The following is a 24,513-nucleotide window of genomic DNA, read 5'->3' as shown; positions in this document are numbered from 1 at the left end:
CCCTTTTCATTAATCGTCGCTTTCTGTGTAGTCTTCAACGGTATCCATTTGTGGCTTACCGCCTGACAGTGTGTGAAAACGCTTAGGACGCTTGATACGGGTCATGTATTTGGACCAGACACGTTCTGCTTCCGTCTGCGGCTCACGGACACCACGACATACCTCGATGAACAAACGCTCTTCTTCTGTCGCTGGTTCACGTTTGGCAAGATCCAGCTCATTAAACGCGACGCCGTGGCGTTCAAGTAGCTGTGCTTCTTTAATCGTAAAGTCCCCATGACGCGAAAATCCGCGTGGGTAATGTTTGTTATCAAAGAAACGATTTTCCGTTGAGAAGCTTTCCGCCATGTTACACGCTCCTGTTTCTCTTATGGCCGTGCTATTTATGGCGCGGAGTATTAGATACGCTTGACAGAGTGTAAAACAAAACATTTAAATCTATACGACAAACAAATTTTGGGAGAAGGCTGTGGATACGGAATTACTGAAAACTTTCCTGGAAGTGAGCAGAACTCGCCATTTCGGGCGTGCTGCAGAAGCACTTTACTTAACGCAGTCTGCTGTCAGTTTTCGCATCCGCCAGTTAGAAAACCAACTGGGAGTGAATCTTTTTACCCGACACCGCAACAACATCCGTTTGACCTCGGCAGGTGAGCGTCTTTTGCCTTACGCGGAAAGTCTGATGAATACCTGGCTTATGGCGAAGAAAGAAGTGTCGCACACGCAGCAGCATCATGAGCTGTCCATTGGTGCCAGCGCCTCACTTTGGGAAGCCTATCTGACGCCATGGCTTCAGACACTCTACGAAAACAGGGAAAGTCTGCACCTGGAAGCGCGTGTGGCGCAGCGTCATTTGTTAGTTAAACAGTTGCATGAACGCCAACTGGATTTATTGATTACGACGGAAGCACCAAAGATGGATGAATTGACCAGCCAGCAGATAGGTCATATCTCGCTGGCACTGTTTCGTTCCCGGCAGACCGAAAAGCGTGAGAAATATGACTATATTAAGCTGGAATGGGGCGCGGACTTTCATCAGCACCAAAGTTATCTTTCCGGCGGGGACGATGTTCCGGTATTAACAACGACATCAGCACAGGTGACGCGTGAATTGTTGCACACGACAGGAGCCTGCGCGTTTCTGCCCGAGTTCTGGCAAAGCTTGTACAGCGACCTGATAGTGATGCCCGATACGTCTGTGGCGGTGCGGCCTTTGTATGCGGTATGGCTGCAAAACAGTGATCAGCAGACGTATATCCGTCAGTTGCTGAAGTTTCCAGTCGTGCCGAATTAAAGAGAGGGAAGAAAGCGAGGATTAAGCCAGTCTTTGCTGGCTGGTTTTCTGTTTTGCTTTTCTTAAGGCAAAAAAAATCCTTCGCATACGCAAAGGATTTTTCTTTTTCTGGCAGGGGCGGAGGGACTCGAACCCCCAACACCCGGTTTTGGAGACCGGTGCTCTACCAATTGAACTACGCCCCTAAAAAGGGTGGCGGAACGGACGGGGCTCGAACCCGCGACCCCCTGCGTGACAGGCAGGTATTCTAACCAACTGAACTACCGCTCCACCGATTCTGTACTGATCGCAGAAAAACGTTCTGCTGTCAGGTGTTTCGCCCTTCCGCGTCACCGGTAAGGTCATGACCAGCGTGCTGGTCTTAAATTGATGCCTGGCAGTTTATGAATCACGCTGTGATTCACCCTTCGGGCCGCTGCGTTGCAGCGTTCAAAAGCGTTCGCTTTTGTCCTACTCTCTGTTGAGTAGCGAACTGCCCGAAGTTACGTACAGGTTTTTTAATTTAATGCCTGGCAGTTCCCTACTCTCGCATGGGGAGACCCCACACTACCATCGGCGCTACGGCGTTTCACTTCTGAGTTCGGCATGGGGTCAGGTGGGACCACCGCGCTACAGCCGCCAGGCAGATTCTGTCTGCCGCACCGCCCTCTCGGGCCGCACGGCGTTATCCGGTAAACAAGGCTGAAAATTCTTTCTGTCTCTCAACCAAAACGCCTCTGGCGTTGTAAGGTTAAGCCTCACGGGTCATTAGTACCGGTAAGCTCAACGCATCGCTGCGCTTACACACCCGGCCTATCAACGTCGTCGTCTTCAACGTCCCTTCAGGAGGCTCGGAGCCTCAGGGAGAACTCATCTCGGGGCAAGTTTCGTGCTTAGATGCTTTCAGCACTTATCTTTTCCGCACTTAGCTACCGGGCAGTGCCACTGGCGTGACAACCCGGACACCAGCGGTGCGTTCACTCCGGTCCTCTCGTACTAGGAGCAACCCCCCTCAATTCTCCAGCGCCCACGGCAGATAGGGACCGAACTGTCTCACGACGTTCTAAACCCAGCTCGCGTACCACTTTAAACGGCGAACAGCCGTACCCTTGGGACCTACTTCAGCCCCAGGATGTGATGAGCCGACATCGAGGTGCCAAACACCGCCGTCGATATGAACTCTTGGGCGGTATCAGCCTGTTATCCCCGGAGTACCTTTTATCCGTTGAGCGATGGCCCTTCCATTCAGAACCACCGGATCACTATGACCTGCTTTCGCACCTGCTCGAGCCGTCACTCTCGCAGTCAAGCTGGCTTATGCCATTGCACTAACCTCCTGATGTCCGACCAGGATTAGCCAACCTTCGTGCTCCTCCGTTACGCTTTGGGAGGAGACCGCCCCAGTCAAACTACCCACCAGACACTGTCCGCAGCCCGGATCACGGGCCCACGTTAGAACACCAAACATTAAAGGGTGGTATTTCAAGGACGGCTCCACGCAGACTGGCGTCCACGCTTCAAAGCCTCCCACCTATCCTACACATCAAGGCTCAGTGTTCAGTGTCAAGCTGTAGTAAAGGTTCACGGGGTCTTTCCGTCTTGCCGCGGGTACACTGCATCTTCACAGCGATTTCAATTTCACTGAGTCTCGGGTGGAGACAGCCTGGCCATCATTACGCCATTCGTGCAGGTCGGAACTTACCCGACAAGGAATTTCGCTACCTTAGGACCGTTATAGTTACGGCCGCCGTTTACCGGGGCTTCGATCAAGAGCTTCTCCTTACGGATAACCCCATCAATTAACCTTCCGGCACCGGGCAGGCGTCACACCGTATACGTCCACTTTCGTGTTTGCACAGTGCTGTGTTTTTAATAAACAGTTGCAGCCAGCTGGTATCTTCGACTGGCCTCGGCTCCGGGAGCAAGTCCCCTCACCTACGCGCCAGCGTGCCTTCTCCCGAAGTTACGGCACCATTTTGCCTAGTTCCTTCACCCGAGTTCTCTCAAGCGCCTGGGTATTCTCTACCTGACCACCTGTGTCGGTTTGGGGTACGATTTCGTGTTACCTGATGCTTAGAGGCTTTTCCTGGAAGCAGGGCATTTATCACTTCAGCACCGTAGTGCCTCGTCGTCACGCCTCAGTGTAAAGTGCACCGGATTTGCCTGGCGCACACACCTACACGCTTAAACCGGGACAACCGTCGCCCGGCCGATATAGCCTTCTCCGTCCCCCCTTCGCAGTAACACCAAGTACAGGAATATTAACCTGTTTCCCATCGACTACGCCTTTCGGCCTCGCCTTAGGGGTCGACTCACCCTGCTCCGATTAACGTTGAACAGGAACCCTTGGTCTTCCGGCGACAAGGTTTTTCACCTTGTTTATCGTTACTTATGTCAGCATTCGCACTTCTGATACCTCCAGCATGCCTCACAGCACACCTTCAACGGCTTACAGAACGCTCCCCTACCCAGCAACGCTTACGCGTCGCTGCCGCAGCTTCGGTGCATGGTTTAGCCCCGTTACATCTTCCGCGCAGGCCGACTCGACCAGTGAGCTATTACGCTTTCTTTAAATGATGGCTGCTTCTAAGCCAACATCCTGGCTGTCTGTGCCTTCCCACATCGTTTCCCACTTAACCATGACTTTGGGACCTTAGCTGGCGGTCTGGGTTGTTTCCCTCTTCACGACGGACGTTAGCACCCGCCGTGTGTCTCCCGTGATAACATTCTCCGGTATTCGCAGTTTGCATCGGGTTGGTAAGCCGGGATGGCCCCCTAGCCGAAACAGTGCTCTACCCCCGGAGATGAGTTCACGAGGCGCTACCTAAATAGCTTTCGGGGAGAACCAGCTATCTCCCGGTTTGATTGGCCTTTCACCCCCAGCCACAGGTCATCCGCTAATTTTTCAACATTAGTCGGTTCGGTCCTCCAGTTAGTGTTACCCAACCTTCAACCTGCCCATGGCTAGATCACCGGGTTTCGGGTCTATACCCTGCAACTTAACGCCCAGTTAAGACTCGGTTTCCCTGCGGCTCCCCTATACGGTTAACCTTGCTACAGAATATAAGTCGCTGACCCATTATACAAAAGGTACGCAGTCACACCACGAAGGTGCTCCCACTGCTTGTACGTACACGGTTTCAGGTTCTGTTTCACTCCCCTCGCCGGGGTTCTTTTCGCCTTTCCCTCACGGTACTGGTTCACTATCGGTCAGTCAGGAGTATTTAGCCTTGGAGGATGGTCCCCCCATATTCAGACAGGATACCACGTGTCCCGCCTTACTCATCGAACTCACAACCTGTGCACCTTTGTGTACGGGAGTATCACCCTGTACCCTGCGACTTTCCAGACGCTTCCACTGATGCACAAGCTGATGCAGGTTCTGGGCTCCTCCCCGTTCGCTCGCCGCTACTGGGGGAATCTCGGTTGATTTCTTTTCCTCGGGGTACTTAGATGTTTCAGTTCCCCCGGTTCGCCTCATGCCGCTATGGATTCACTGCATGATAGTGTGACGAGTCACACTGGGTTTCCCCATTCGGGTATCGCCGGTTATAGCGGTTCATATCACCTTACCGGCGCTTATCGCAGATTAGCACGCCCTTCATCGCCTCTGACTGCCAGGGCATCCACCGTGTACGCTTGGTCGCTTAACCTCACAACCCACAGGCGTTTTGCGCTTGCGTGTTATGAGCTTTTGAGAGACCCGAACGCATCGTGCTGTGTTCCTTATTACGGAGGAACACGACGTGCGTCGTTTCAAATTTTCAGCTTGTTCCGGATTGTTAAAGAGCATAATACTTCGCAGCACACCGTCGCCGGTACGCTCTGAAGTATTGTCAGAAAAAAAACAGCAAGTATGGTGGAGCTAAGCGGGATCGAACCGCTGACCTCCTGCGTGCAAGGCAGGCGCTCTCCCAGCTGAGCTATAGCCCCATACAGTTACTGCAGAGACCACTACCACCACTCAACTGCGTGCACTTCATGAGAAATGCACTTCGTGCTCAGGCAAGGCGTGTGTCCGCGAAGCATAGTGAACTATGCGAGCCGGAGACATAACGCAGCATGAGTGCGAAGTTGGTAGGCCTGAGTGGACTTGAACCACCGACCTCACCCTTATCAGGGGTGCGCTCTAACCACCTGAGCTACAAGCCTGTAGAGGTTTTTCTGCTCGTGACTTTCTATCAGACAATCTGTGTGAGCACTTCGCACGAAGGTATCTTCAGGTAAGGAGGTGATCCAACCGCAGGTTCCCCTACGGTTACCTTGTTACGACTTCACCCCAGTCATGAATCACAAAGTGGTAAGCGCCCTCCCGAGGGTTAAGCTACCTACTTCTTTTGCAACCCACTCCCATGGTGTGACGGGCGGTGTGTACAAGGCCCGGGAACGTATTCACCGTGGCATTCTGATCCACGATTACTAGCGATTCCGACTTCACGGAGTCGAGTTGCAGACTCCGATCCGGACTACGACGCACTTTATGAGGTCCGCTTGCTCTCGCGAGGTCGCTTCTCTTTGTATGCGCCATTGTAGCACGTGTGTAGCCCTACTCGTAAGGGCCATGATGACTTGACGTCATCCCCACCTTCCTCCGGTTTATCACCGGCAGTCTCCTTTGAGTTCCCGACCGAATCGCTGGCAACAAAGGATAAGGGTTGCGCTCGTTGCGGGACTTAACCCAACATTTCACAACACGAGCTGACGACAGCCATGCAGCACCTGTCTCAGCGTTCCCGAAGGCACCAATCCATCTCTGGAAAGTTCGCTGGATGTCAAGAGTAGGTAAGGTTCTTCGCGTTGCATCGAATTAAACCACATGCTCCACCGCTTGTGCGGGCCCCCGTCAATTCATTTGAGTTTTAACCTTGCGGCCGTACTCCCCAGGCGGTCGACTTAACGCGTTAGCTCCGGAAGCCACTCCTCAAGGGAACAACCTCCAAGTCGACATCGTTTACGGCGTGGACTACCAGGGTATCTAATCCTGTTTGCTCCCCACGCTTTCGCACCTGAGCGTCAGTCTTCGTCCAGGGGGCCGCCTTCGCCACCGGTATTCCTCCAGATCTCTACGCATTTCACCGCTACACCTGGAATTCTACCCCCCTCTACGAGACTCAAGCCTGCCAGTTTCAAATGCAGTTCCCAGGTTAAGCCCGGGGATTTCACATCTGACTTAACAGACCGCCTGCGTGCGCTTTACGCCCAGTAATTCCGATTAACGCTTGCACCCTCCGTATTACCGCGGCTGCTGGCACGGAGTTAGCCGGTGCTTCTTCTGCGGGTAACGTCAATTGATGAGGTTATTAACCTCACCACCTTCCTCCCCGCTGAAAGTACTTTACAACCCGAAGGCCTTCTTCATACACGCGGCATGGCTGCATCAGGCTTGCGCCCATTGTGCAATATTCCCCACTGCTGCCTCCCGTAGGAGTCTGGACCGTGTCTCAGTTCCAGTGTGGCTGGTCATCCTCTCAGACCAGCTAGGGATCGTCGCCTAGGTGGGCCGTTACCCCGCCTACAAGCTAATCCCATCTGGGCACATCCGATGGCGTGAGGCCCGAAGGTCCCCCACTTTGGTCTTGCGACGTTATGCGGTATTAGCTACCGTTTCCAGTAGTTATCCCCCTCCATCGGGCAGTTTCCCAGACATTACTCACCCGTCCGCCACTCGTCACCCGAGGAGCAAGCTCCTCTGTGCTACCGTCCGACTTGCATGTGTTAGGCCTGCCGCCAGCGTTCAATCTGAGCCATGATCAAACTCTTCAATTTAAAGTTTGATTTGCTGCAACCAGTGCAGCGATGCTCAAGGAAAACGTCGTAATGAATTTCAATACGTGTTCACTCTTAAGACTTGATATTTTTTTGCGTCCGGAGACGCGGATATCAATCCTGCGAGTGCCCACACAGATTGTCTGATAAATTGTTAAAGAGCAGTGCCACACTTCTCTGTGGCGCGGGCTGCATATATTACGCTTTCCGCTTTATGAGTCAAGCACTTATTTTTGCTAAACTCATCGGCTCGAATGATTCTGAACCTTACTCAACCCGGCGCTTCGTATTCCGTTGTGCCGTGTCAGTGGAGGCGCATTATAGGGAGTTCTTCGAAGCTGACAAGGGCTAATTTCAATTAATTTTCCGAGTGCTGTTTTTTTCAGCGAAAACCCGCTAAAGCGCCAGTTTTTCAAGCAACGGGAAGCCATAACGCTGTAAAACCGACGATAATTGCGCCGCCTCTTCATCCAGCTCAGTGCAAAACGCCATGTTTTGATCCGGCGAGCGGACTTCGGGTGCTTCATTGTCCAGTAGCCAGGCAGTACGTCTGGCTATTGCGGCACCGGAGTCAATCAAACGCGTACCTTCAGGCAGGACATGCTGAAGCTCATCGCGAAGTAAAGGAAAGTGCGTGCAGCCTAATACGACAGTATCCGGTGGCTCCGTCATACGTAACCAGGGTTGCACAATGCGCCTGACATCATCCAGTGAAACCTTATCGCCATGAAGCTTGGCTTCGGCTAACTCCACCAGCTCGGCTGAGCCCAGCATTTCAATCTTGCAGGTTTTAGCAAACTGCGACACCAGATCATGCGTGTACGAACGCCGGACCGTTGCGCGCGTCGCCAGCAGCCCGACCACACCGTTACGTGTAAGGCGTGCAGCCGGTTTGATTGCCGGTACAACGCCGACAACCGGAAAGGCAAATCGCTCACGTAATGCAGGCAAAGTCACGGTGCTGGCGGTATTACAGGCAATAATGACGAGAGAAATGGGATGACGGCGAGTAATGGCATCAACCATCGCAACAACACGCTCGACAATAAAGGTCTCGGTTTTCTCACCATAAGGAAAACCAGCGTTATCGAACGCATAAAGATAATGCAGGTCCGGCAGGAGTTGCCGAACCTCATCATAGACAGAAAGCCCGCCTACGCCGGAATCAAACACCAGCACAGTCGGGCGCAGGTCAGAAGCTGTAGCTTCCGTTGAGGTAATACTCTCTTCCTGGAGTCTGGTAGCCATACGCTGTCTCGTAATCTTTATCGAACAGGTTGGCAATTCTACCACGAACGGTCAGATGTGATGTGACAGGATACGATACGGCGAGATCAACGGTGCTGTAGGCCGGCAAACGGCGCTGCTCACTCGTGTACTGGCTCGTGTTATTGTCATAACGCTTGCCAAAATACTGGTAAATAACATCTATATCAGCCTCATAAACCATTACACCCAACTGATATTTCATCTGTTGATGAGACCGGCGAGCCAGGACTTCATCATCCGAATCCCGTCGGGCATCAAGATAGCCTAAGGTGATTTGATGATGCAGGAAAGACGTATCGAAGTCTGCGGTGGCTTCAATACCTTTCATTGTCACCGCTTTCTGATTGAAATAGCCGCCCTGGAATGTCACCGGATCGGACGCATAGTCAATCAGGTTCGTGACGTGATTACGGTAGGCCGCCAGCCGCCAGTTAACGGGGCCACTTAACCCTTCGAGCGCAGCTTCCCATTGTTTTGATTTCTCAGGCTGCAAATCGGGATTGGCGCTAATGCCAAAATGCTTTTGGCCATAAAGCTGCCCCAGCGTCGGTGCCTGGAAACCGGTGCCATAGGAGAGCGATGCCTTATAACCCGGCACAAACTCCCATCCAGCCGCCGTTTGCCAGGTACCATGACGACCATAATCCTGGTTATCGTCCCCCCGGACAGCACCTTCAAGCGTAACAGTGCCCAATTGCTGCTGCGTCGTCAGATATGCCCCGGTATTATCCTGCTTATAGCGGTCCGTTTCTCTGGGCTGGCCAGAAAAGAGTTGGCCTACTGAGCTCAACGCTTGCCGCTGCCAGTCAATCCCGGTACTCACCGTGCCATAACCGACTGCGAAGGCGTTCCCCCATTGAAGGTTGCGCTGATCCATATCATCCAGCGTATTGGAGTCTGCGTAACGTCCCTCAGCGCCAACATAATTATATATTTTGTACTTTTGGTAGCTGGCGACCAGTTGAGAAGAATAATCACCTTTAGTAAAGCGCAGGCCGGTATCAAAGGCGTGGTTATAAATCTGCTGCTCATCCGATCCGCCCGGGAAGCCAGCATCGTAGTCAGTATTCGCCGCATAACCATAACCACGAAAGAAACCAGAAAACATGTCATTGAACTTATGCTCAACCCCTGCCCAGAACGCTTTGTTGCGCCAGCCATCACGATCGCGATCGGCTGGAGACGTCGAATCAGGCTGGATGTTATAGCCATTGGTTGCCTGATAAGAACCGGCGACGGTAAGGCGGGTTTGGTCGGTCACATTCTGGTTTACGCCCCCGCTGTATTCCTGATATCCCTTTGACCCCATGCCTGCAGAAAGCACATTGTGATTTTGTGGATTTTGAGTAATCACGTTTACCACTCCGCCAATGGCATCAGCGCCATAGACGGAGGAGCGCGGCCCGCGAATGAATTCAACGCGTTGTATAAGGGAGATCGGAATCAGATTGAAGTCCGCTGCACCGGTGATGCCCGGTCTGGCAAAGGGCACGCCATCCACAAGAATCAACGTCTGGCGCGCTTCAGCGCCTCGCACAAACATTGACGCGCTTTGCCCAATCCCACCGTTCTGCGCAATATCCACGCCGGGCAGGCGACGAAGCACGTCTACCAGATTTTTTGCCTGCCACAGTTCAATCTCATCCCGTGTCACCACCGAGGTTGAAGCCAGCACCGACGAAACCGGCTGTTGAAAACGATTAGCCGTCACGATGAGCGCATCATCACTTCTCTGTGCAAAGCCATTTTGCGCCCAGAGGAAAATCGCCGTTGCACTGAAGGCAAACAGCGGGGTTGTTGTTTTACTCATTTTTATCGCATCCAAAAGAAAAAGGCCGCAGGCATACAGTCGATAGCACGCGATGACTGTACGCGTGGCGACGTCACACCGGCAGGTCTTCGGGCTGGGAATCATAGCAGGTGATGACTTCCCATCCCGCAGGACAGTGTCTGCAATCGCAATCACCCTGACATTCCTTACCGCTGCGCGTCAGCTCCAGATTCACACTGGATTCCCTGTTAACTCAAGGTTGAGGCCGGTGCCCGCAGTCTACGAAGCGCGCACGGGCAAGTCCAGATCTGCACACCCCGACGCTCTGCTCGCGCGCGCAGGACTGGACATCAGCAGGTGAATCCCTACAATCGCCCGGCAAGCAGGCTATTAACCAGGATTAAACATGACACCCGAACATCTCCCTGTTGAACAGTATGACGCGCAGCTGGCGGAAAAAGTCAGTCGGTTAGAAACGATGATGACGCCTTTCGCTGCCCCCGCCGTGGAGGTGTTCCGTTCACCGGTCAGCCACTATCGCATGCGTGCAGAATTCCGCATCTGGCATGATGGCGACGACATTTATCACATCATTTTCGATCAGGAGACGAAACAGCGCATTCGCGTTGACCAGTTCCCGGCGGCCAGTGCCCTGATTAACCAGATGATGCCGAAAATGATGGCGGCCATTCGCGATAATCGCATCCTGCGCCATAAGCTGTTCCAGCTTGATTATCTGTCGACGCTAAGCAACCAAATCGTCATCTCTCTGCTCTATCACCGCAAGCTGGATGAGGAATGGCAGCAGGCCGCCACAACGTTACGCGATCAGTTGCGGGCGGAAGGCGTCGATGTGCAGCTGATTGGTCGCGCCACTAAGACCAAAATTTGCCTTGATCGGGATTACGTGGAAGAGCGTTTGCCGGTCGCCGGTAAAGAGATGATTTATCGACAGGTGGAGAACAGCTTCACGCAACCCAACGCGGCGATGAACATTCATATGCTGGAATGGGCGCTGGATGTGACAACGGGTTCCCGTGGCGATTTACTGGAACTCTACTGTGGTAATGGCAACTTCTCGCTGGCGCTGGCCAGAAATTTCCGCCGCGTGCTGGCCACGGAAATTGCCAAGCCATCTGTCGCGTCGGCCCAGTACAATATTGCCGCCAACCAGATTGATAATGTCCAGATTATTCGCATGGCGGCCGAAGAGTTTACCCAGGCAATGAACGGCGTGCGCAGCTTTAACCGGCTGGAGGGGATCGACCTGAAGAGTTATGACTGCGAGACGATCTTTGTGGATCCGCCGCGCAGTGGGCTGGATGAGGAAACCGTCAGGATGGTGCAGGCTTATCGCACGATCCTGTATATCTCCTGCAACCCGCAAACCCTGTGTGACAATCTGCTGGAGCTGGCGCAAACCCATGATGTCACGCGACTGGCCCTGTTTGACCAGTTCCCGTATACCCATCATATGGAATGCGGTGTGCTACTGACGCGCAAAGCGTAAAAAAACGGGAACCCAGGGGTTCCCGTTTTTGTGATTACCGGTTGCGATTGCGCTTGTAACGCAGGGCAATCCAGAACACCAGCCCGACCATAAGAATCGTGGGGATAAAGTTAGATCCGATATCCGGATATTCGGCACGCACTAATGCGCTGTACACCAGGATTCCCAGCAGGAAGAAGGCCGCAGCCAGCCCCGGAACCCCATCGGGCATACTTTTATTCAGGTAGCGTTGATGCAGGCACCATGCCGCCAGCCCCAACGCAATCAACGGGAAAATAGAAAAAGGAACGAAAGCACTAAACAGCACAGAGAACGAGCCGTTCATAGCAAGGCCGGTAATAAAAGCCAGTAACATCGTGCCTTTATCACGGGAGCTTGGGTGGGTCATGGCAGGGTCCTTATTCATAGCTCTTCAGGTTTCTCCAGGGTTACCGCCAGGCGTTCTTGTTCCCGGCGATACCAGTAATACGCGCCCTTCGCGATCATACGTAACTGCAATACCAGACGATCTTCCAGCTTACGACGCTGCGCTATATCAATATCCAGCGCCTCGGCACCGGCACTGAAGACAATGGTCACCATCGCTTCAGCCTGCGCTTCGGTGAAGCTGCGCGGCATGCGGTTTTCGACCTCAAGATAATCAGCCAGTTCAGCAATAAAATGTTGGATTTCACGCGCAACCGCCGCACGGAAAGCCGCAGACGTCCCCGAACGTTCGCGTAACAGCAGCCGAAACGCATTGGGGTTATTTTCGATGAACTCCATAAAGGTGGCGATAGAGGTTTTAATGATGCTGCCGCCTTTCGCAATACGTTGACGTGCCTGTCGCATCAACTGCCGCAGCATCAGCCCGCTTTCATCCACCATGGTTAAACCCAGCTCATCGACATCTTTAAAGTGCCGATAAAAAGAGGTTGGCGCGATGCCCGCCTCGCGGGCAACCTCACGTAAACTCAGACTGGCAAAACTGCGTTCGGCGCTGAGCTGACTGAAGGCAGCTTCAATCAGTGTACGTCGTGTACGTTCTTTTTGTTGCGCTCTGACGCCCATTCTCTCTGCCTTGTGAGGTTCTGAAACAGCACTATAACAAAATATTCAGCGTACAGTCCGGCAAACTTTGTGACGACGTGTTAAACCTCACTGAAAGCCAAAACGTGATGAAAATCGCTGTTAGAATTCAGAAGTGCGCGGCGAGATGTTAGAATCTCGTTGTAAAAATGTATAAATAATAGGACGTACCGGTATGCAAAAGTCTTACGATTACGATGTCATTGTGATTGGATCAGGACCAGGCGGTGAAGGTGCGGCGATGGGGCTGGTGAAGCAAGGCGCCCGAATCGCGGTTATCGAACGCTATCACAACATAGGCGGCGGCTGTACACACTGGGGTACGATCCCCTCGAAAGCCCTTCGTCATGCTGTGAGCCGCATCATCGAGTTCAACCAGAATCCCCTCTACAGTGACCATACCCGCCTTCTCCGCTCATCGTTTGCCGATATTCTCAATCACACGGAAAGCGTGATCAGCCAACAAACCGCAATGCGTCAGGGTTTTTACGAGCGCAATCGCTGTGAGCTGTTTCAGGGCGATGCGCATTTCGTGGATGCCAACACGGTTGAAGTGGAACATCATGATGGCACGCGCGAACAGCTGACCGCCGGGAAATTTATTATTGCCTGTGGTTCGCGCCCTTATCATCCGCATGATGTCGACTTTACCCATCCACGTATTTACGATTCCGATTCTATTCTCAACCTGCATCATGAACCCGGCCACGTCATCATTTATGGCGCGGGCGTGATTGGCTGTGAATATGCTTCCATTTTCCGTGGGCTCAATGTCAAGGTTGACCTGATCAACACCCGTGACCGCCTGCTGGCGTTCCTTGATCAGGAGATGTCTGACTCGCTGTCTTATCACTTCTGGAACAGCGGCGTGGTGATTCGTCACAACGAAGAGTTTGAGAAGATTGAAGGCGTGGATGACGGCGTTATCATGCACCTGAAATCCGGCAAGAAAGTCAAAGCGGACTGCCTGCTGTATGCGAACGGCCGTACAGGTAACACCGATTCACTGTCGCTGGAAAATGTCGGTCTGGAAGCGGATGGCCGTGGGCTGTTGAAAGTGAACAGCATGTATCAGACAGCGCAGCCGCACATTTATGCAGTGGGCGACGTCATTGGTTACCCCAGCCTGGCCTCCGCTGCTTACGATCAGGGCCGTATTGCCGCACAGGCCATCATTAAAGGCGAAGCCTCAGCGCACCTGATCGAAGACATTCCGACCGGGATTTATACCATTCCGGAAATCAGCTCTGTAGGCAAAACCGAACAGCAGCTCACGGCGATGAAAGTGCCTTACGAAGTGGGACGTGCGCAGTTTAAACATCTGGCGCGTGCGCAGATTGTGGGGATGAACGTCGGTAGTCTGAAGATCCTGTTCCACCGTGAAACCAAAGAGATTCTGGGCATTCACTGCTTTGGGGAACGTGCTGCGGAGATTATCCATATCGGTCAGGCGATCATGGAGCAAAAAAATGGTGGCAACACAATTGAGTACTTTGTGAATACCACCTTTAACTACCCCACCATGGCAGAAGCGTATCGCGTCGCCGCGCTAAACGGTTTAAACCGCCTGTTTTAGCGTGGTATCGAAATAGCCTTGCATATGTGTGCGGATTGCCTCTGCCAGTTGTTCATAACGGCTGCGCAGAGGTGAGCCGGGACGGTAAACCAGCGCAATCGTACGCTGTGGTACCGGCTTATAACAGGGCAGATAACAAACCCCATCACGCACACGCTGTGGCGGGACAGCCAGAGCAGGCAGTAACGTAATACCGCTTCCTGCCGCGACCATATTGCGCAACGTTTCCAGGCTTGTCGCACGGAAATGGGTATCTTCGTCTGCACCCGCTTCAAAACAAAAACCCATGGCCTGATCGCGCAGGCAGTGGCCGTCTTCCAGCATCAGCAGTTTTTCACCAGCCAGATCGGACATGGGCACACGATCGCGTTCGCGCCACGGATGATCCTCATAAACCGCCAGCTTCATCGGTTCATCGAACAGCGGGACTTCAATAAAGGCTTCGCTTTCTTTGACCAGCGCCAGAATCGCGCAGTCCAGTTTGCCGCTGTCGAGCTGAGCCAGCAATTGCTGGGTCTGTGCTTCATGCAGGTACATTTCCAGCTTTGGAAAAGTCTGATGCAGCATAGGAATAATTTGCGGCAGTAAATACGGACCGGTGGTGGGAATCAGCCCAATATGCAGTGGTCCTGACATCGCTTCGCCCTGCTGACTGGCCATCTCTTTCAGCACTTTGACTTCACGAAGGACAGTACGCGCCTGGTCGACCAGCAGCAAACCGGCCTGCGTAAACAGTACTTTGCGGCTGGTACGTTCCAGCAGCATGACACCTAACTCATCTTCTAATTTGCGAATCTGCCCGCTTAAGGTCGGCTGACTGACATGACAGGCATCCGCCGCACGTCGGAAGTGACGATGTTCAGCAAGCGAAACCAGATATTCAAGATCACGGATATTCATTATTACCCTCCATTCCACGATAGCTCGTGGCGATAGATAGAATAGCAACCAACGATTGGCCCTATCAAGAGCGGATGGGAATAATGCCCACATCAAATTCAGACTCATCGCCACCCAGGGAAATGTTTTCTGAATCATAAAGACAGCGTTATCCGCTGTTTTTAGCTGACGCAAATCTTCTGGCAACGCTGATAAAACAAAAAACTGAACAGGCGAAGGCCAGACGACAAGCGTAACGAATCTGAACATCGGTCGGGAGCACCGATGGTCTGATGATGTGCCTAAAATAAAAGTAGTTTCTGAAGCTAGAGGTTGGCGGGCATGGTATGCCCGCTCTTTTTTTATCTGCGACTCAGGCTAAGCGCGCTTTGGCATCCGCAATGGCACGGGCAACCTGAGACGGTGAAACGCCTCCCTGCGCATTGCGCTTATCCAGGCAGGATGACAGGGCCAGCACCGGATAGACATCGTCTTCGATAACAGCACTGAACTGCTTAAGCTGAGATAACGACAAGGCTTCCAGTGCCACACCTTGCGCGATCGCTGCAACGACCGTTTCTCCCACGATATGGTGCGCTTCACGGAAGGGAACGCCTTTTGCCACGAGATAATCGGCCAGTTCCGTTGAGTTTGCGTAACCCTGTTCGGCCGCTTCCTGGCAGCGAGGACGTTTTACCTGCAAACCTTCCAGCACCAGCACGGACATATGCAGGCAGTCCAGCCAGGTATCCAGCGCATCAAACAGCCCTTCTTTGTCTTCCTGCATGTCTTTGTTATAGGCAAGCGGCAGGCCTTTCAGCGTCATCATCATGCCGGTTAACGCGCCCTGAACCCGCCCGCATTTTCCACGGATCAGCTCCAGTGCATCCGGATTTTTCTTTTGTGGCATCAGGGACGAACCTGAGGTGACTTTATCCGAGAGTTCGATAAAGCCGGCTTCGCCGGTATTGAAGAAAATCATGTCTTCCGCAAAACGTGAAAGGTGCACCATGCCGATTGACGCATCGGAAAGCAGCTCCAGCACATGATCACGGTCGGATACGGTATCCAGGCTGTTACGCGTTGCAGACGCAAAGCCTAACCAGCCTGCCAGTTGCTCACGGTCAATAGCGTAAGCCGTTCCGGCCAGTGCACCACAACCTAACGGGCTGACATCAAGACGCTTTAACGTATCCTGCAAACGGCTTTCATCGCGCGCCAGCATTTCAACGTAAGCGAGGCACCAGTGTGCAAACGTCACCGGCTGTGCACGCTGTAAATGTGTATAGCCCGGCATCACCGCGTCCTGATTGACTTCGGCAGTCGCCACCAGCGCCTGCTGCAGCTCACGTGTGGCATCCAGCAGTGCGGCAACCTGCTCTTTACACCAGAGTTTCAGGTCGGTCGCCACCTGATCATTGCGGCTACGGCCGGTGTGCAGTTTTTTGCCCAGCGCACCGACTTTCTCAATCAACTGGCCTTCAACCCAGCTGTGAATATCTTCGGCATCGCTTTGCAGGATTTGCTCAGGATTGGCACGAACCTCCTCCAGCAGTGCGTTCAGTGCGGCTTCAAGCTGTTGCTGCTCATCACTGCTCAGGACATTTACCGTCACCAGCGCTTTGGACCAGGCCACTGAGCCAATGATGTCCTGCTCTGCCAGGCGGTAATCAAAACGCAGCGAGTCGTTGAACTGTTTGAAACGTTGATCTGCTGCCTGGGTAAAGCGTCCACCCCAAAGTGCCATGTGAATCTCCTTCAAGTCGTTAAACCAGGGGCGGCCTGAAAGCCGCCCCTGATGCCATACTGAGAGGCGAGGCGATCCCCGCCTGCGATTACTTTTTCTGCTCGTTCAGCGCACGGATACGTGAAGAGAGTGAGAACAGACGAATAAAGCCGCCTGCATGACGATGATCGTAAACTTCGTCTTCGCCGAAGGTCGCGAACTCTTCGGAATACAGGCTGTTAGCTGAACGCTTCTGCGTCGCCGTGGCCTGACCTTTGTAGAGTTGCAGAACCACTTCGCCGTTAACCTCTTCCGCCAGCGACTCTGCCGCCGCCTGGATAGATTTACGCAGCGGCGCAAACCAGCGACCATCGTAAACCACATAAGACATTTCATGGCCCAGCTGCTCACGCCATTTGAAGCTGTCGCGATCCAGAACCAGTTGCTCTACCGCACGCAGCGCGTTAACCATAATGGTGCCGCCAGGGGTTTCGTAACAGCCGCGTGATTTAATGCCTACCAGACGGTTTTCAACGATATCGATACGGCCCACGCCATGTTTTGCGCCCAGCACATTCAGTTTTTCCAGACACTGGAACGGGCTCAGTCTTTCACCGTTCACCGCCACCACGCGGCCTTTTTCAACGGTTACTGTCACGTCTTCTGGCTGATCGGGCGCTTCCAGCGGATCGACAGTCCAGACCCAGCAATCCTTGTTAGGCGCGTTAGACGGGCTTTCCAGCACGCCGCCTTCGGTAGAAATGTGCCAGGCGTTTTCATCACGGCTGTAGATTTTTTCCAGCGAAGCGGTGGTAGGGATGTTGCGCGCTTTCAGATAATCCAGCAGCGCTTCACGCGACCGCAGATCCCACTCGCGCCATGGCGCAACCACTTTCAGCTGCGGCGCCAGTGCGGTGTAAGTGGTTTCGAAACGCACCTGGTCATTACCTTTACCCGTGGCACCGTGGCACAGCGCATCAGCACCCACTTTCAGCGCCAGCTCAACCTGGGCTTTCGCGATGATAGGACGCGCCATTGAGGTACCCAGCAGATACGTGCCTTCATACAGGGCCCCGGTCTGCAGCACCGGATAAACGTAGTCACTGATGAACTCTTCACGCAGATCGACAACGTGACATTCTGATGCACCTGACTGCAGCGCTTTCTTCTCAACGCCTTCCAGATCGCTACGTTCCTGACCGATATCCGCCACGAACGCGACCACTTCACAGCCGCCATAGGTTTCTTTCAGCCAGGGAATAATGGCCGAAGTATCCAGACCACCGGAGTAAGCCAGTACGATTTTTTTGATGTTTTGCGTTTGCATTTCGTAATCCTTGAATCTGAGTCGTTAAGCGAGAATCCGGGTGCCAATGGACACGCCGTTAAAAAGGGTAGGTAACTGCTCGGCATGACGCCAGCTGGCAATATCGACCGGACGGCCCAGCGTACGTGCCGCATCCAGCGCAGCGTTCACTTTGACAATCATGCCATCGGTGATGATGCCCTGAGCGATCAGCTGTTCTGCTTTATCTGCCGTCATTTCTTCGATGCGCTGACCTTTGCCATCAAGAATGCCGCTGACGTCCGATAACAAGACTAAGTCAGCACCCAGCGTTGAGGCCAGCGCTGTGGCAGCCTGATCGGCATTGACGTTCATAAGCTCACCGCTGTCGGTGATGCCGATTGAACTGACAACGGGCATGTAACCTGCACCCAGCAGCGTGTTAATTAATGCAGGATTGCCCGGCGTTGCGTTGCCCACATGGCCCAGCGCTTCATCTAACTGGGTGACATTGACCAGGCCCGCATCGCCCAGGCACAGACCGACGGCCTGAATGCCGTATTTTTTCGCCCAGGCCAACAGCGTTTTATTGGCGGTACCAGCCAGTGCGCCGGTGATGATGTCAATCTGATCGGCAGGCGTAACACGCAAACCGTTCTTCTTTTGCACCGGCAGCGCCAGTTTTTTCATCAGTTCATCGACCAGGCAACCGCCACCGTGAACGATAATCAGGGGGCGCTGATGAGCAGAACGGTAGGCCAGCAACGCGTCAAATAAACGGGCCAGTGCTTCTTCGCTGTCTAACAGCACACCGCCCAGCTTGATAATTAATGGATTAGTCATGGTTTAGTCGTCCGTTAAATCAGTGACTGCGTTTCAGGGAAACCGAAACGAATATTAAGACACTGTACTGCCTGAGAGGCTGCCCCTTTAAGCAGGTTATCTTCAGCAGCCACCACAATCAGGTGTTCGCCCTGTACGGCAAAGCCAATATCGCAGTAAGGCAGACCGACCACGGCTTTCAATGCCGGTACGCCTTGCTCGTAAACGCGTACCAGCGGCTTATCGTGGTAGGCATTGTGAAAGACCTCAGCGACATCATCACGGCTGACGCCGGCATTAAGACGGCAGGTGATCGTGGCCAGGATGCCACGCGGGAAACTGCCCAGGTGCGGCGTAAAAATTACCGGTGTGCCCAGGTGCGCCACAATTTCAGGATGATGACGATGATTAAAAATACCGTAAGGCTGCAGACTGACTTCACAGAAGCTGGTACCAACATTCGCTTTGCGCCCTGCTCCACTGACGCCACTGGTGGCATTGATGACCGGCCACTGCGCCTCATTCAGTAAACCGGCATCCACCAACGGCTTGAGTGCCAACTGAGAGGCGGTGGGATAGCAGCCAGGGACGGCAATCAGCTGTGCTTCTTTGATTTTTTCCTGCTGGAACTCCGCCAGACCGTAAACGGCTTTATCCAGCCAGTCCCCATGCTGGTGCGTGAAGCCATAAAACTGCGTGTAAAACTTGCCGTCGTTGACGCGGAAAGCGCCGGACAGATCGAACACGACGCAGCCAGCTTTCAGAAATTCAGGCGCCAGGTCGTGGCTGACTTCGTGGGCCGTCGCCAGAAACACCACATCAACTTTATCTGCCCATTCGTCGGCGCGGCTCAGTGGCTGCAGCGGCAGATCCACCACGCCTTTCAGCTGTGGATGAAGATCGGACAAGCGCTTACCCGCATCGGGACTTTGCGCAGACACCGCCAAAGCGGTTATGTTGATATGTGGATGGCGATTAAGGAAGGTGGCAAGCTCTACGCCAGCGTAACCACTGGCACCAACGATCAGCGTATTCAACATCAGGCTGTATACCTTTATTACAGTCACACGTTCCGGGTCGCGGCCTTGCCCCGTTGCCCACGATGTCGTTTGCAGCGATTTAAGGTTCACATGCACACGACGTTAATGTATTTTTATTCACTATTAATGCATGAATATTGATACATCCTAACTCAAGGACCGTCAACAGTGAAGACAAAATTACCGCCTTTTATCGAACTCTACCGCCAGTTGATCGCAACACCGTCTATCAGCGCAACCGATGCCGCTCTCGATCAGAGCAATGAAACTTTAATCAATTTACTGGCTGGCTGGTTCCGTGACCTGGGTTTTACCGTGGAAGTCCAACCCGTGCCGGGCACGCGGCATAAATTTAATATGCTGGCGCGCACCGGAAGCGGTGCGGGCGGTCTGCTGCTTGCCGGGCACACCGATACCGTTCCGTTTGATGATGGTCGCTGGACTCGCGATCCCTTTACCCTGACCGAGCACGACAATAAGTTGTACGGTCTGGGTACCGCCGATATGAAAGGCTTCTTCGCGTTTATTCTGGACACGCTCCGTGATGTGGATGTGACAGCCCTGAGTAAGCCGCTTTATATTCTGGCCACCGCTGATGAAGAAACCACCATGGCGGGCGCGTCATATTTTGCCGCATCCACACAGCTTCGCCCTGACTGCGCCATTATTGGCGAACCGACGTCACTGAAACCTGTTCGTGCGCACAAAGGACATATCTCGAATGCGATTCGTATTCAGGGTCAATCCGGCCATTCCAGCGATCCGGCTCGCGGCGTCAACGCCATTGAGCTGATGCATGAGTCGATTACCGAACTCATGCAACTGCGCAATACGCTGAAATCCCGTTACAACCATGATGGTTTTGCGATTCCTTATCCCACAATGAACTTTGGTCATATTCATGGCGGTGATGCAGCAAACCGTATCTGCGCCTGCTGCGAATTGCACATGGACATCCGCCCTTTGCCGGGGCTGACGCTGAGCGATCTTGACGCGCTGCTGAATGAGGCACTGGCGCCGGTGAGCGAACGCTGGCCGGGACGGATTACCATCGAAGAATTGCATCCGCCGATTCCGGGCTATGAATGTCCGGTTGACCATGAGCTGGTCAAGGTGGTGGAAAAACTGCTGGGTACACCGACAGAAGTGGTGAATTATTGCACTGAAGCCCCGTTTATCCAGCAACTTTGTCCAACGCTGGTGCTGGGCCCGGGTTCTATCAACCAGGCGCATCAGCCGGACGAATTTATCGATACCGCATTTATTCAGCCTACGCGCGCCTTAATCGCTCAGGTTGTGCAGCATTTCTGTCACTAATTATCATCAAACGGGGCATTTCACTGTATTAACAGCAAAATGCCCTGCCAATCTGTGGGATTTGATAATAAGAATAACTTATCCCGCTTCGCCGCTATCAAATTCCATGAATTTCCGTCAGTTAGCTGCACGTTTCCCTCACTTTAAGTCATTTGACGAACGCCTGATTACGTGGCTAGATAAAAGACGATGTTATACCCACTGGGCAATCATCCCACTTTATTCAGCTTGCGACGGGCAGCAACTGAAGAACCCCGGTCAGAGCCGGGAGGACGACGTTGCTGGCTTTTCTGCTGCCTGAAAAGGCCGGGTATAGAGGTTTATCAAGACGATAAGGGTGTCAGGGTCACATGAACGAACAATATTCCGCAATGCGAAGTAATGTCAGTATGCTCGGCAAACTGCTCGGGGATACGATTAAGGATGCGCTGGGAGAGAATATCCTGGGCCAGGTGGAAACCATCCGTAAGCTTTCTAAGTCATCCCGTGCAGGAAATGACACTCATCGTAAGGAATTGCTGAATACGCTGCAAAACCTGTCAAATGACGAGTTATTGCCCGTGGCGCGTGCCTTTAGTCAGTTCCTCAACCTCACTAACGTGGCTGAGCAGTATCAAACGATTTCCCGCAGCGGCGATGGCGCAAACCACCCTGAACTGTTGAAAAAAACATTTGAAACCCTCAAGCAAAATAATCTCAGTGAAAGTGCGATTCATAACGCCATTGAATCACTTTCCCTGGAACTGGTTTTAACCGCGCACCCTACTGAAATTACTCGCCGCACGCTGATTCACAAACTGGGCGAGGTCAACAGCTGTCTTGAACAACTCGACCACAGCGATATCTCTGAATACGAACGCAACCAGATTATGCGCCGCCTGCGCCAACTGGTCGCGCAGGCCTGGCATACGGATGAGATCCGTAAATACCGTCCAACGCCGGTTGATGAAGCCAAGTGGGGATTTGCCGTCGTTGAAAACAGCCTGTGGGAAGGTGTACCTGCATTTTTGCGTGAGCTGAATGAGCAGGTAGAAGAGACGTTTGGCATTAAGTTACCGGTTGATTTTGTGCCGGTGCAGTTCACCTCCTGGATGGGCGGAGACCGTGACGGTAACCCGAACGTCACCGCCGCCATTACCCGCCATGTTATGCAGCTCAGCCGCTGGAAAGCCACCGATCTGTTTCTGCGCGATATTGGCGTGTTGATTTCGGAACTGTCGATGTCCGAATGCAGTCAGGAAGTTGCCGAGCTGAGTGGCGATCCTGAGGCGCTGGAGCCGTATCGCGTGATCTTAAAGCGTCTGCGCAGTCAGCTAATGTCTACCCAGGCTTACCTGGAGCGCCGCCTGAAAGGCGAGCGCTTGCCCCGCCCGGCAGACCTGCTGGTCTCCAACGTGCAGTTGTGGGATCCGCTTTTCGCTATCTATCAGTCCCTGCAGCAGTGCGGCATGGGCATTATTGCCAACGGTCAGTTACTGGATACGCTGCGCCGTGTGAAATGCTTTGGCGTGCCGCTGGTTCGCATCGACGTCCGTCAGGAAAGCACCCGTCACACTGAAGCTATCGCTGAAATTACCCGCTATCTGGGCCTGGGCGATTATGAAAGCTGGTCGGAAGCCGACAAGCAGGCTTTTCTTATCCGTGAGCTGAACTCCAAGCGCCCTTTACTTCCTCGCAGTTGGGAACCGAGTGACGAAACCCGCGAAGTGCTGGAAACCTGCAAAGTAGTGGCAGAAGCGCCCCAGGGCTCTATCGCAGCCTATGTCATTTCGATGGCGAAAACGCCGTCTGATGTCCTTGCCGTCCATCTGTTACTGAAAGAGGCTGGCATTCCGTTCGCTATGCCGGTTGCTCCCCTGTTTGAAACCCTGGATGACCTGAACAATGCCAATGATGTGATGAGCAAACTGCTTAACATCGACTGGTACCGTGGTTTTATTCAGGGCAAACAAATGGTCATGATTGGCTATTCCGACTCGGCGAAAGATGCCGGCGTGATGGCCGCCAGCTGGGCACAATACCAGGCACAGGATGCACTGATTAAAACCTGCGAAAAGGCGGGCGTTTCCCTCACGCTATTCCACGGACGCGGCGGCACCATCGGCCGCGGTGGTGCACCCGCGCATGCCGCACTGCTGTCCCAGCCGCCAGGCAGCCTCAAAGGCGGCCTGCGCGTGACGGAACAGGGCGAAATGATTCGCTTCAAGTACGGCTTGCCGGAAGTCACTATCGCCAGCCTGTCGCTTTATACCGGCGCGATTCTGGAAGCCAACCTGATGCCGCCGCCGGAACCCAAACCGGAATGGCGTAATATCATGAACCAGCTTTCTGCCGACTCCTGCGCCATGTACCGGGGTTATGTGCGTGAGAATAAGGATTTTGTGCCTTACTTCCGTTCCGCAACCCCTGAGCAGGAACTGGGCAAGCTGCCCCTGGGCTCTCGTCCGGCGAAGCGTCGTCCGACGGGCGGTGTGGAATCCCTGCGCGCCATTCCCTGGATTTTTGCCTGGACGCAAAACCGCCTGATGTTACCCGCCTGGCTGGGCGCGGGCGCCGCCCTGCAGCAGGCGATGCTGGCAGGCCATCAGGATCAGCTTGAGGCCATGTGCCGCGACTGGCCCTTTTTCTCAACCCGCCTTGGTATGCTGGAAATGGTGTTTTCGAAAGCAGACCTGTGGCTGGCGGAGTATTACGATCAGCGACTGGTTGATAAATCGTTATGGCCATTAGGTAAACAGCTGCGTGACCAGCTGGATGCCGATATTAAAGCGGTGCTGACCATCGCCAACGATTCCCATCTGATGGCGGACCAGCCGTGGATTGCCGAATCGATTGCCCTGCGTAACGTTTATACCGATCCCCTGAACGTACTCCAGGCAGAGCTGCTTCACCGTTCACGTGCACAGGAAGCCCGTGGTGAAGAACCGGATGCGCGCGTCGAACAGGCGCTGATGGTGACGATTGCCGGTGTCGCTGCAGGGATGCGTAATACAGGTTAGCTCACAGAAACAGGGCGGTTGATACCGCCCTGTTTCGTATCAGTTAACGTCATCCTCATATCGCCATTACAGGTCGCCCAACTGACGCGGGGGCAAAAGGTATCGCACCTTTCAGATTGTAGAAATGCCGGTCTTTTACCCTTTCGCGTGACAGAATATTCACCCTGTTCGTAGCAGGCTCAGGTGACCAATGGCATGCCATAGCTTCTCTG

At 53.5% G+C, this 24,513-nt stretch carries 15 protein-coding genes, 4 tRNA genes, 3 rRNA genes and 1 riboswitch; of the genes, 5 read left to right on the top strand and 17 right to left on the bottom strand.

The annotated features are described in order from the left end of the window. Window positions 1–9: 9 nt before the first annotated feature. Window positions 10–348 (bottom strand): MaoP family protein, encoded by a 339-nt coding sequence (locus GC087_RS01010; protein ID WP_006121163.1) that lies wholly within the window; start codon window positions 346–348, stop codon window positions 10–12. Between the two features lie 121 nt (window positions 349–469). Here GC087_RS01010 and hdfR point away from each other — a divergent pair, with 121 nt between their 5' ends. Continuing rightward, complete coding sequence (gene hdfR, locus GC087_RS01005; RefSeq protein ID WP_006121164.1) at window positions 470–1,294, top strand: HTH-type transcriptional regulator HdfR; 825 nt, start codon at window positions 470–472, stop codon at window positions 1,292–1,294. A 109-nt stretch (window positions 1,295–1,403) separates the two neighbouring features. Here hdfR and GC087_RS01000 read toward each other — a convergent pair. The 9 genes from GC087_RS01000 to btuB form a co-directional block, all read right to left on the bottom strand. Further along, window positions 1,404–1,479: transfer RNA gene (locus tag GC087_RS01000), tRNA-Trp, on the bottom strand. 8 nt (window positions 1,480–1,487) lie between these two features. After that, window positions 1,488–1,564 (bottom strand) — tRNA-Asp (locus GC087_RS00995). Window positions 1,565–1,801: 237 nt separating this feature from the next. Next, window positions 1,802–1,917, bottom strand: a 5S ribosomal RNA gene (gene rrf, locus GC087_RS00990). Between the two features lie 103 nt (window positions 1,918–2,020). After that, window positions 2,021–4,926: ribosomal RNA gene (locus tag GC087_RS00985) — 23S ribosomal RNA — on the bottom strand. Window positions 4,927–5,130: 204 nt separating this feature from the next. Further along, window positions 5,131–5,206: transfer RNA gene (locus GC087_RS00980), tRNA-Ala, on the bottom strand. A gap of 142 nt (window positions 5,207–5,348) precedes the next feature. Then, a tRNA-Ile gene (locus GC087_RS00975) sits at window positions 5,349–5,425 on the bottom strand. 72 nt (window positions 5,426–5,497) lie between these two features. After that, window positions 5,498–7,039, bottom strand: a 16S ribosomal RNA gene (locus tag GC087_RS00970). The 16S, 23S and 5S rRNA genes sit together here with 4 tRNA genes alongside, the layout of an rRNA operon. Before the next feature lie 396 nt (window positions 7,040–7,435). After that, on the bottom strand, window positions 7,436–8,287 hold the full coding sequence (gene murI / locus GC087_RS00965) for a glutamate racemase (RefSeq protein ID WP_006121165.1): 852 nt from the start codon (window positions 8,285–8,287) through the stop codon (window positions 7,436–7,438). After that, entirely contained in the window at window positions 8,232–10,118 is a 1,887-nt protein-coding gene (btuB, locus tag GC087_RS00960; RefSeq protein ID WP_039342563.1) for a TonB-dependent vitamin B12 receptor BtuB, read from the bottom strand. The genes murI and btuB overlap by 56 nt, the downstream gene beginning before the upstream one ends. A gap of 62 nt (window positions 10,119–10,180) precedes the next feature. Next, a riboswitch (cobalamin riboswitch) is annotated at window positions 10,181–10,364 on the bottom strand. Window positions 10,365–10,485: 121 nt separating this feature from the next. On the opposite strand from btuB, the gene trmA reads away from it, so the two are divergent. Beyond that, window positions 10,486–11,589 carry a tRNA (uridine(54)-C5)-methyltransferase TrmA gene (trmA, locus tag GC087_RS00955; RefSeq protein ID WP_039342545.1) on the top strand — a complete coding sequence of 368 codons (1,104 nt, stop codon included), beginning with the start codon at window positions 10,486–10,488 and terminating at the stop codon, window positions 11,587–11,589. Between the two features lie 34 nt (window positions 11,590–11,623). On the opposite strand, the gene GC087_RS00950 is transcribed toward trmA, so the two are convergent. Together GC087_RS00950 and fabR are read right to left on the bottom strand one after the other, a co-directional pair. After that, window positions 11,624–11,977 (bottom strand): YijD family membrane protein, encoded by a 354-nt coding sequence (locus GC087_RS00950; RefSeq protein WP_006121168.1) that lies wholly within the window; start codon window positions 11,975–11,977, stop codon window positions 11,624–11,626. 14 nt (window positions 11,978–11,991) lie between these two features. After that, a complete protein-coding gene (fabR, locus tag GC087_RS00945) occupies window positions 11,992–12,639 on the bottom strand; it encodes an HTH-type transcriptional repressor FabR (RefSeq protein WP_324029435.1) in 648 nt (215 codons plus the stop codon). Window positions 12,640–12,832: 193 nt separating this feature from the next. On the opposite strand from fabR, the gene sthA reads away from it, so the two are divergent. Beyond that, window positions 12,833–14,233: a Si-specific NAD(P)(+) transhydrogenase gene (gene sthA / locus GC087_RS00940; RefSeq protein ID WP_033738119.1), complete on the top strand. Its 1,401-nt coding sequence runs from the start codon at window positions 12,833–12,835 to the stop codon at window positions 14,231–14,233. On the opposite strand, the gene oxyR is transcribed toward sthA, so the two are convergent. The 5 genes from oxyR to argC all read right to left on the bottom strand — a co-directional run bounded on the left by oxyR (window position 14,216) and on the right by argC (window position 19,985). Next, window positions 14,216–15,133, bottom strand: coding sequence for a DNA-binding transcriptional regulator OxyR (oxyR, locus tag GC087_RS00935; protein ID WP_006121171.1), 918 nt, complete (start codon window positions 15,131–15,133; stop codon window positions 14,216–14,218). The two genes, sthA and oxyR, sit on opposite strands and share 18 nt — an antisense overlap. Before the next feature lie 352 nt (window positions 15,134–15,485). Beyond that, window positions 15,486–16,859 carry an argininosuccinate lyase gene (argH, locus tag GC087_RS00930; RefSeq protein ID WP_033738117.1) on the bottom strand — a complete coding sequence of 458 codons (1,374 nt, stop codon included), beginning with the start codon at window positions 16,857–16,859 and terminating at the stop codon, window positions 15,486–15,488. An 88-nt stretch (window positions 16,860–16,947) separates the two neighbouring features. Beyond that, the gene (locus GC087_RS00925; RefSeq protein ID WP_058701584.1) at window positions 16,948–18,165 is read right to left on the bottom strand and encodes an argininosuccinate synthase; all 1,218 of its coding nucleotides are present in this window, start codon (window positions 18,163–18,165) and stop codon (window positions 16,948–16,950) included. A gap of 24 nt (window positions 18,166–18,189) precedes the next feature. Next, window positions 18,190–18,966 (bottom strand): acetylglutamate kinase, encoded by a 777-nt coding sequence (gene argB, locus GC087_RS00920; RefSeq protein WP_006121174.1) that lies wholly within the window; start codon window positions 18,964–18,966, stop codon window positions 18,190–18,192. Between the two features lie 14 nt (window positions 18,967–18,980). Continuing rightward, window positions 18,981–19,985: an N-acetyl-gamma-glutamyl-phosphate reductase gene (gene argC / locus GC087_RS00915; protein WP_039342537.1), complete on the bottom strand. Its 1,005-nt coding sequence runs from the start codon at window positions 19,983–19,985 to the stop codon at window positions 18,981–18,983. A gap of 168 nt (window positions 19,986–20,153) precedes the next feature. On the opposite strand from argC, the gene argE reads away from it, so the two are divergent. After that, window positions 20,154–21,302, top strand: coding sequence for an acetylornithine deacetylase (gene argE, locus GC087_RS00910; protein ID WP_006121176.1), 1,149 nt, complete (start codon window positions 20,154–20,156; stop codon window positions 21,300–21,302). A gap of 350 nt (window positions 21,303–21,652) precedes the next feature. Then, complete coding sequence (ppc, locus tag GC087_RS00905; protein ID WP_324029433.1) at window positions 21,653–24,301, top strand: phosphoenolpyruvate carboxylase; 2,649 nt, start codon at window positions 21,653–21,655, stop codon at window positions 24,299–24,301. Window positions 24,302–24,513 lie beyond the last annotated feature (212 nt).

It is taken from the genome of Pantoea sp. JZ2, assembly GCF_035191405.1.
In the GTDB taxonomy this organism is placed as follows: Bacteria; Pseudomonadota; Gammaproteobacteria; order Enterobacterales; family Enterobacteriaceae; genus Pantoea; species Pantoea stewartii.
The sequence above is the reverse complement of the archived record's forward strand: the minus strand, read 5'-3'. Positions and strand labels throughout refer to the sequence as shown.